Annotated in this window: 8 protein-coding genes and 1 pseudogene; 7 read left to right on the top strand and 2 right to left on the bottom strand. The window is 32.3% G+C overall.

Annotated elements, in window-relative coordinates; all coding sequences use genetic code 11:
- On the bottom strand, positions 1 to 1790 hold a 1790-nt coding region (locus AAC053_RS12630), incomplete at its 3' end, for a dihydrofolate reductase (protein ID WP_339757234.1).
- Between the two features lie 94 nt (positions 1791 to 1884).
- Here AAC053_RS12630 and AAC053_RS12625 point away from each other — a divergent pair.
- A complete protein-coding gene (locus AAC053_RS12625; RefSeq protein ID WP_339757231.1) occupies positions 1885 to 2904 on the top strand; it encodes an SRPBCC family protein in 1020 nt (339 codons plus the stop codon).
- 96 nt (positions 2905 to 3000) lie between these two features.
- Complete coding sequence (gene crcB / locus AAC053_RS12620; protein ID WP_339757228.1) at positions 3001 to 3369, top strand: fluoride efflux transporter CrcB; 369 nt, start codon at positions 3001 to 3003, stop codon at positions 3367 to 3369.
- On the opposite strand, the gene AAC053_RS12615 is transcribed toward crcB, so the two are convergent.
- On the bottom strand, positions 3366 to 3968 hold the full coding sequence (locus AAC053_RS12615) for a DUF1684 domain-containing protein (RefSeq protein ID WP_339757225.1): 603 nt from the start codon (positions 3966 to 3968) through the stop codon (positions 3366 to 3368). The two genes, crcB and AAC053_RS12615, sit on opposite strands and share 4 nt — an antisense overlap.
- Positions 3969 to 4364: 396 nt before the next feature.
- Here AAC053_RS12615 and AAC053_RS12610 point away from each other — a divergent pair, with 396 nt between their 5' ends.
- From AAC053_RS12610 to cas2, 5 genes and pseudogenes are all read left to right on the top strand, one after another.
- Positions 4365 to 5576: an MFS transporter gene (locus AAC053_RS12610; protein ID WP_339757222.1), complete on the top strand. Its 1212-nt coding sequence runs from the start codon at positions 4365 to 4367 to the stop codon at positions 5574 to 5576.
- A 376-nt stretch (positions 5577 to 5952) separates the two neighbouring features.
- Positions 5953 to 6725 (top strand): annotated as a pseudogene (locus tag AAC053_RS12605) (DJ-1/PfpI family protein).
- An 11-nt stretch (positions 6726 to 6736) separates the two neighbouring features.
- Positions 6737 to 7294, top strand: a complete 558-nt coding sequence (locus AAC053_RS12600; RefSeq protein ID WP_339757220.1) for a hypothetical protein — start codon at positions 6737 to 6739, stop codon at positions 7292 to 7294.
- A gap of 313 nt (positions 7295 to 7607) precedes the next feature.
- Positions 7608 to 8492 (top strand): type II CRISPR-associated endonuclease Cas1, encoded by an 885-nt coding sequence (gene cas1 / locus AAC053_RS12595; RefSeq protein WP_339757217.1) that lies wholly within the window; start codon positions 7608 to 7610, stop codon positions 8490 to 8492.
- Positions 8483 to 8812 carry a CRISPR-associated endonuclease Cas2 gene (cas2, locus tag AAC053_RS12590; RefSeq protein ID WP_339757214.1) on the top strand — a complete coding sequence of 110 codons (330 nt, stop codon included), beginning with the start codon at positions 8483 to 8485 and terminating at the stop codon, positions 8810 to 8812. The genes cas1 and cas2 overlap by 10 nt, the downstream gene beginning before the upstream one ends.
- Positions 8813 to 8968 lie beyond the last annotated feature (156 nt).

The following is an 8968-nucleotide window of genomic DNA, read 5'->3' as shown; positions in this document are numbered from 1 at the left end:
ACAGCAGCATAATCTCCTTCAGACTTAATACGTTGTGTTTCTCTTAATAACTGCCCAAATAAGTCGTGTAACTTATCGTAATCATTAATATTAAAATACGTTTTACCATCTCTAGTTACTTTCTCAATAACGTTATCTGCCAATCCTTTTTCGTAAGCCCAAGAAGAAACCCATTGTCTATTTCTCATGTGTGCTTCTTCTACATCGTCACCAAGGTTTAAACGGATTAATTGTGTCATCATTCCATTTCTTATGTAACCATCGTAAGCAGCCATTCCAATTTTTTTCCAGTCTTCAACTAAACCAAGTTCTTGTAATTTAGAGTCGTACAAATAATATAAACCTACTAAATCTGCACGTCCTTCTTCTAAAGTAGATGCATAAGTTTTTAAGGTTTCTTTAGTTTCACCAACACCTTTGTTTAACTGTCCTGAGGCATGGCCAACTACTTCGTGTAATGCTGTATGTAATTTATCTGCTAATCCACCAAACTCCTCTTCTAGTTTTAGTTCTTCTTCATCGTGTACAAATTCTTTTAATCTACCAGAACTGCCTGCATTACTATAAGCGTAAGTAATATTACCTAAAGACACAGATTTACTTCCTATTTCTTTACGGATCCAGTTAGCGTTTGGTAAATTAACACCTATTGGTGTGCTTGGTGAGGCATCACCTGCTTCACCTGCAACGGTTACTACTTTGTAAGATACACCGACAACGTTATCCTTTTTGTGCTCTTCCATTAATGGTGAGTTATCTTCAAACCATTGTGCGTTTTCAGAAAGTACAGCCATCTTTTTAGACATATCAAAATCATTAATTTGTACAATTGTTTCATAAGAACCTCTGTAACCCAACGGATCGTTATATACTTCGATAAAGCTGTTAATGTAATCTACATTACCTGCTGTTGCTGCTGTCCAAGCAACATTATAATCGTCCCAAGTCTGTAAATCACCTGTTGTATAATATTTAATTAATAAATCAATGGCATTGCCTTGGGCATCATTTTCTGCAACTCCTCTAGCCTTACCTAACCATTCAATTATATTGTCTATAGCAGCTCCATATAAACCGCCAGATTTATAAACGCGTTCTTTTAGTACTCCATCTTCTTTTACCAACTGTGAGTTTAAACCATAAGATAATGGTCTGTCTGCATTTGGAGATGTCTTAGTCTTGTAGAAATTTATAACATCATCGCTAGTAACATCTGGTCCGTAAAAGTTTACAGCAGATAAAGCCACATTATCAACTCCTTTTGCTTGGTTTACTTTTTTAATGTCCTCATCATTAAACATCACATTAAAGGCTGCTCCATCGAGCTTTGTATTGGTTGCCGTGAACAACTCATTTAAATACTCTTCATTAAAACCTGGCTTTAGTTTGTCATTAGAATAATGATGATGAATACCATTACTAAACCAAACACGTTTTAAATAAATGGTAAATTCTTTCCAATCGTTAGTGGTTTTGTCTCCATTATACAAGTTATAAACGTTTTCTAAAGCACGTCTAATTTTAAGGTTATGTCTATAATTCTGATCCCACATAATATCTCGACCAGCAAGACCTGCTTCCGTTAAATAATAGACTAGTTTTTGTTCTTTTAAGCTCAGATTCTCCCAGCCTGGAATTTGATAGCGAAGTATCTTAATGTCAGCAAATTGCTCTACATTAAAACTGAATTCTACTGTAGTCTCTTCTACAGGTTTCTCTTTGGCATCATCCTTACAAGCTACAATTAACATAGCTAACAGGCAAATTTTAAATATTGATTTTAACTTCATAGTATTCATTTTATTTAGTTGTACACAAATGTAACATATATATCACATATCATAAAATTGCTATCTTTGAATAACAACTATATTTAATCTAAATATGAAAACCCTTAAATACATCTTACTCTTACTGCTTATTTTAATTATTGGTTTCTCAATATACATTGCAGTACAACCAAATTCTTTTAACGTTACAAGAACTAAGACTATTAATGCACCACAATCTGTGGTCTATAATAATGTGATAGATTTTAAGAACTGGGAAGCGTGGTCATCTTGGATTGAAGAAAAACCAGAAACAGTAATTACACTTGCAGAACAAACCGAAGGTGTTGGTGGTTCTTATTCTTGGGAAGACGAAGATGGTGTTGGCACCATGAAAACAATAGCTACTGTACCAATGACATCTATCACACAAGAAATGCAGTTTGGTGATTTCGCAAAATCTGATGTTAACTGGGATTTAAAACCAAACAAGAACGGTACAACTGAAGTCTCTTGGAATATTAAAGGTGAGAACTTGCCTTTTATATTTAAAATATTATCTACGGTAATGGGAGGCATGGAAAAGCAAATTGGCCCTCATTTTGAAAGAGGTCTTACAATGCTCGATAGTGTACCACAAGCCGAAATGAAAGTTTATAGTATTAATATTGAAGGTGTAACCCAACACAGTGGTGGTTATTATCTTTATAAAACAGCATCATCTAAATTAAGTGAATTTGAAAAAAAAATGAAGCAAATGCTACCTGAAGTTGGAGCTTATGCGATGACACATAATGTGACTATGGCTGGACCTCCCTTTATTTTATACCTTAAATGGGATGAAGAAAATGATGCAACAATATTCTCAACTGGTGTACCAACAAATTCTAAAATTGTTTCTACCGAATCTGATATTCTAACTGGTAAGCTTGAGTCTTTTAGAGCAGTAAAAACAGTCCTAAAAGGTGATTACAAGAATCTTAAAGAAGCATGGAAATCCACAATGAAATATATTTCTGACAACAATTTAGAGATGATTGAAGGAGGTTCAATGTTAGAAACCTATTTAACCGATCCAATGCGCAAACCAAATCCTGCTGATTGGATTACCGAAATTTATATAGCTATTAAATAATTATTAACGTCTGTCAGTTAGAGCGCAGTTGAGAACTTGTTATGCAAATCGACTGAGCTCTGTGTAACAATTGGCTCATTAGAGTATTAAAAGAATATGAAACAACTCTTATTGGTTTTTGTTGGTGGTGGCTTTGGTAGTGTACTCCGCTTTATTGTTGGCAAATGGTTAAATAATTCTGAAAATGGCTTTCCATATGGCACTTTTGCTGTAAATATTATTGGTAGTTTATTGATTGGAGTTATACTAGGCTTAGCTGCAAAAAATGAAAGTCTATCCCAAAGTCAAACGCTACTTTTGGCTACAGGATTTTGTGGTGGTTTTACCACATTTTCAACCTTTGCTTATGAAAATCATATCTTCTTAAAATCTGGCGACTTTGCCAGTTTTGCTATTTATACAATTACGAGTTTTGTTGTTGGTTTTTTAGCTGTTTTTCTTGGCATGTATTTAGTTAAAGCTTAATGCTTTTTAAATGCTTTAACACCAGCATTAACTTCTAAACCCAAATAATTAGCTCTTGGTACAATCGGGCAAGAGTACTTTGCATTATAAGCACAATAAGGATTGTAAGCAGAATTAAAATCAATTTCTATAGTGTTACCAGTTGGTACTCTTAAATCTAAATAGCGTCCTCCTGCGTAAGTCGTTGAGTCGTTTGTATTATCAATAAAAGGTAAAAATAAATAGTCTTCAAAACCTTCTTTTTGCATTAACTCTTGTCCTTGGTACACATTTAGCTGAAACGGTTGCCCCTTTAATTCAAAACTTAAAACACCGTAAACACGCTCTTTAGAAACTCCATCTTTTGTAGTTTTCATGTTAAACCATTTGCTGTCTGGTGTTCTTTTTAAAGTAGCCTTTACAACGAAAGCCGAATCAAACGGAAAAAAATCTAAGCTCTTAAAAACCTTCAAGTCTTTTGCCTTAAGTGGTGATTTTGAAGCATCTTTATATTCAGCATTCATTTTTTTCTGAAATAGAGTTTCAACTAAAACCTGTTTCTCTTTTTGGTTACAACCCATAAAAGATGTAACAATTAAAAGGGCTACTAAAATTCTCATTTTTCTAAATTTTGAATTTCAAAAATACAACTTATACCACTTCTTGTTTGAAATGACTGTAAATAATATGATGCTTCTTTTTTTGTAAGGAATAGAAAAATTAAGCATAACACTAGTTACGGTTTATTTTTATCTTGAAGTAGAAAAGAAAAAAGGACATTTTTCTACTTTTATTTTAAGTTAGAAATAGTATTCAAAAAAGTTTATTGTAATTTTAAGCCCTCAATAAGATAAAAACAATGTTACAAGTCATTAGATATACAAAGCAGACCTGTGTGATTTCTACGAAAATTGTTCGGACGCATTATCTATTGTAGCTATACTCATATACTACTAAACAATATTTAAAAGTCTGACGTTAACGTCAGACTTTTTATATTTATAACAACCCCTAAAATGAAAACTTTATTTAAAAACTACCTAAGCACCTTCGATGGCCTTTCTAAAGAAGTTTGGTGGCTAGCACTTATTACATTTGTTAATAGAGCTGGTACAATGGTAATTCCGTTTTTATCACTCTATTTAACTGACGATTTACAATTTACATTAAAAGATGTGAGTTGGATTATGAGTGCCTTTGGTTTAGGGTCTGTTGTTGGCACATGGATAGGAGGTAAACTTACAGATACTATTGGCTATTATAAAGTTATGGTAAGAAGTCTTTTAAGTACTGGTTTCTTATTTATAGCATTACAATTCTTAAACACCTTTGCTAGTGTTTGTATTGGTATATTTTTAGTAATGGTTGTTGCAGACATGTTTAGACCAGCCATGTTTGTAGCTATGAGTATTTATAGTAAACCCGAAAACAAGACACGTTCAGTTACACTAGTTCGTTTAGCTATAAATTTAGGGTTTTCTGCAGGACCAGCAATTGGTGGAATCATTATAACTACAATGGGTTATGGTGGCTTATTCTGGGTAGATGGTATTACTTGTATCCTTGCAACGCTTCTGCTCATTAAAGTTTTAAATCCACGAGTAGCCAAACCAGTCGATGATATTATTGTTAAAAACCCAACTTCTGTTTACAAAGACAAACCTTTTTGGATATTCTTTGCAGCAATGATTATTTTCGGAATCATATTTTTACAGTATTTCTCTACAATGCCATTGTATTACAAAGATGTTCATTTACTTACGGAATTAGAAATTGGTCTGCTCCTTGGCTTAAATGGCTTTTTTATTTTTTTACTCGAAATGCCTTTAATTAAATGGTTAGAACAAACAAGGCATACTAAAACTGGCCTTATCCTTTTTGGGCTGCTTTTAACAGCTTTAAGTTTTTATGTACTTAACCTAACCTCTTGGATTGGGATTTTAATTATAGGACTATTATTTATGACCGTAGGAGAAATGATTGCGTTTCCATTTTCTAATGCTTTTGCTATAGATAGAGCGAAAAAAGGAAAACAAGGTGAGTACCTATCTATGTATGTAATGGCATTTTCTATTGCTCATATTTTTGGGCATAATGCTGGACTGAGACTTGTAGATAGTGTAGGATATAACAACACATGGTACATTATGGTAGGTCTTGGCTTCATTGGTATTCTACTTTTAATGTATTTAAAACGCATATTAAAAAATGAAACAGCAAGAATTTAAATCAAGTTACAATTTTGAACTTTAGATATTAAAAATCTGTAGAATTTTATAAAATATAAGGCTTAAACTTAATTGTTTACAACTTACAATGGTATGTGTGGTTAGAATGAACAGATGGAGGTTCTACATTTTCTATTCATTGTGAAGATGCACTTTCTCATAGAAATAGGATAACGCTCTATTTTAAAGTTGATAATCTTTCTGAGGCAGTATGCTAACTCAAACCAAAAGGTATTACTTTTAATACTGAAATTGTTGAACATCCTTAGCTGTGAACTGGTGTACATTTAAATTGTACTAATGGGCATGATCTTTTTATTTTTAATGCAGGTGAGTATAGAAAAAATTCGCCTTAGAGGGTTAACAAATAAATAAAATGAAACAAATTATTTTTTTACTAGTGTTGCTATTGTTTGCTTGTAATTCTTCTGAGAAAGAGCAGAAAGCTATTGATTCTAAAAGTTCTTATAAAGTAGAACAGACTCTCTCAGTAACTGATCCCAAACAGTACCCAAAACTAGAGCCAAATCGTTATAATGTTGCATTCTTAATTATGGATGGCACCTATAACACAGAGCTTACTGCTCCTTATGATATTTTTCAGCACACCATATTTAGAGATAGTATAAAAGCCATGAATGTGTTTACAGTTGCTAATACTGATAACCCAATTACTACATTTGAAGGTATGCGATTGTTGCCAGATTTTAATTATGTATCTGATTCGCTTCCAAAGATTGATATACTTGTTGTACCAAGTGCAAAACATCATTTAGATACAGATTTAGAAGATGAAGTGCTATTAGATTTTGTAAGAAAAGTAGATAGAGACGCACAATTTATAACATCGCATTGCGATGGAGCTTTTGTTTTAGCTAAAGCTGGCTTGCTAGATAATGTGGTTTCTACAACCTTCCCAAGCGATATTGATGCTATGCGAAATATGTTTCCTGAATTGGATATTAGAAAAGATGTGCTTTTTGTACATGATGGAAATACATTACCTCAGCTGGTGGTGCAAAGTCATTTGAAGCTGCCTTATATTTAAGTGAATATTTATATGGTAAACAAATTGCTGAATCTCTAGCTGGTGGTTTAGTGATAGATTGGAGGCTTCAAGATGTTTCGCATTTAATAATTAATAACTAGCAAAGTTTATTATGAAATATCCATTAATAGCCTTTGTGTGTATTTTCACACTTGTTATATCCTGTAAATCAAAACCTCTTTCAAAAGAGAATCCTCACAACAAATACGGAAGGTCTTATGCAAAGAAAGCAACAGGGTTTGTTGGGAAATTAAACAATACTCAATTAGATTCCGTAAGAATTAGTTTGAGTCAAAACCTAAATGTAAACATTGAAAAAAAACAAATTATTTTACTTCATTATAGACAAGCAGCAAATTTTTGCATCTCATATGGTATGACAGAAAAATTTATACAAAACTTTATAAATAATACCCAAAACATATCCGAAAGATTTACGAAGAACCACAATACCAAAACCCTTTTTGTCTATACCAAAGATTATTATTTTGAAAAATATCTTAGCAATACCAATTGGATACTAGATAATGGTTTTGTTCAAAATTCAATTTTTCCGGACAATGAAATTTGTTCTGGTTTTATTTTAATAAAGACGAACGGAGAATTCTACAAATACTATGGTGAAGATTATTTTTCTATTATAAAAAGGCTTTTGAATACAGAAAATTAGTTTTCCCTAACCAAATTAATAGACTAAAATATTACTATAGTGGCATTACCTCACTATGCTCTACCACATGAAGTTGAAGAATATAGATTACTCTTTGCAAAATGGATAAAGACCTTTGTCTTTGGATCTGTTTTATTGATTGCTTAGGATTTTTTACTTCATTAGGTGTTAAACACCATCTAGATGATGCTATTACATTTAATTCTGACGATTATTTTAACGAATACTAAACACCTGAATATCAGCACCAAAACCTGACAATATTCATGTTTTAATACTTTAACATGCTATATCTTACAAAAAACAGTGTAAGATGCTCAAAAAAACTATTTTAATTGAACGTAAAAGTAAAGTAACCGTTAAGAACTTGCAGCTAGTTATAAAGAACGAGCAAAGAGAAGGCAGCATTCCAATAGAAGATATTGGCTTTTTAGTTATAGACCATCCTGAGGTATATATTAGCCTTACCGCAATGAATCTTTTGGTAGATAATACTGCTGCTTTAATTATTTGTAACACAGCTCACCTACCAAACGGTATGTTTCTTAATTTAAACAGTCATCATATACAGCAAGAAATCTTTAAAACACAAATTGTAGCAAGCCAACCTTTAAAAAAGCAATTATGGCAGCAAACCATTGTAGAAAAAATTAAAAACCAAGGAAAACTTCTAAAATGCATTACAAAAAAAGACAATAAATTTGAGTTTTTAGCTAGTAAAGTATTAAGTGGAGATACAACAAACATGGAAGCCGTTGCAGCAAACTTTTATTGGAAATCCTTTTTTGAAATTGATTTTAAGCGAAAACGCTTTGGCGATTATCCTAATAACTTTTTAAACTACGGTTATGCTATTCTAAGAGCTGCCACAGCAAGAGCATTATCTGGTAGTGGTTTACTAAATACACTTGGTATTCACCATAAAAGTAAGTACAATGCTTTTGCGCTTGCAGATGATATTATGGAACCTTTTAGACCCATTGTAGATGAAGCTGTACATACCATAATACAACATTACGATGAGCAAGAGCTAAATACCGAAATTAAATCTGTTTTACTTCAAATACTAACCAGAACCGTTTATTTTAAAAATGAAAAAAGCCCATTAATGGTAGCTTTACAAAAAACGGCTAGCTCATTACAACAGTGCTATAGTGGCAAACGAAAGAAAATTAAATATCCTCAATTATGGAGCTAAACGGTTACAGAATTATGTGGTTATTCGTCTTTTTTGATTTACCAACAGATACAGCTAAAGATCGTAGAAATGCAGCAAACTTTAGAAAAAGCTTACTTAAAGATGGTTTTAATATGATGCAATATTCGGTATATATGCGCCATTGCGCAAGTAGTGAAAGTGCTGATGCACACGAAAAACGTATAAAACGTTTGCTGCCACCTTTAGGAAAAGTTAGCATATTGAGAATTACCGATAAACAATTTGGGAATATTATGAATTTTTGGGGCAAGGCAGAAGTCCCCAAAGAGCCAACACCAACACAATTGGAATTGTTTTAATTTTCATCATTTTTTTTTAGAAAATTTTAAAAACAGAAAACACCTCAATCTCACCTTATCATTGCAAAAAAGAAGTGTTTTTTTTAAACGATATTTACTTTTAAAACCTTGTGTATTAGAAGGTAAGAGACCAACTAATATCGTGTTTTCTAATCT

The organism is uncultured Winogradskyella sp. (genome assembly GCF_963975125.1).
Taxonomy (GTDB): Bacteria; Bacteroidota; Bacteroidia; order Flavobacteriales; family Flavobacteriaceae; genus Winogradskyella.
The sequence above is the reverse complement of the archived record's forward strand: the minus strand, read 5'-3'. Positions and strand labels throughout refer to the sequence as shown.

Excerpts from the sequence above, each read along its gene's own strand:
- cas2 (WP_339757214.1), top strand. The coding sequence starts at position 8,483 with ATGGAGCTAAACGGTTACAGAATTATGTGGTTATTCGTCTTTTTTGAT.
- crcB (WP_339757228.1), top strand. The coding sequence starts at position 3,001 with ATGAAACAACTCTTATTGGTTTTTGTTGGTGGTGGCTTTGGTAGTGTA.
- AAC053_RS12625 (WP_339757231.1), top strand. The coding sequence starts at position 1,885 with ATGAAAACCCTTAAATACATCTTACTCTTACTGCTTATTTTAATTATT.
- AAC053_RS12610 (WP_339757222.1), top strand. The coding sequence starts at position 4,365 with ATGAAAACTTTATTTAAAAACTACCTAAGCACCTTCGATGGCCTTTCT.
- AAC053_RS12600 (WP_339757220.1), top strand. The coding sequence starts at position 6,737 with ATGAAATATCCATTAATAGCCTTTGTGTGTATTTTCACACTTGTTATA.
- AAC053_RS12615 (WP_339757225.1), bottom strand. The coding sequence starts at position 3,968 with ATGAGAATTTTAGTAGCCCTTTTAATTGTTACATCTTTTATGGGTTGT.
- cas1 (WP_339757217.1), top strand. The coding sequence starts at position 7,608 with ATGCTCAAAAAAACTATTTTAATTGAACGTAAAAGTAAAGTAACCGTT.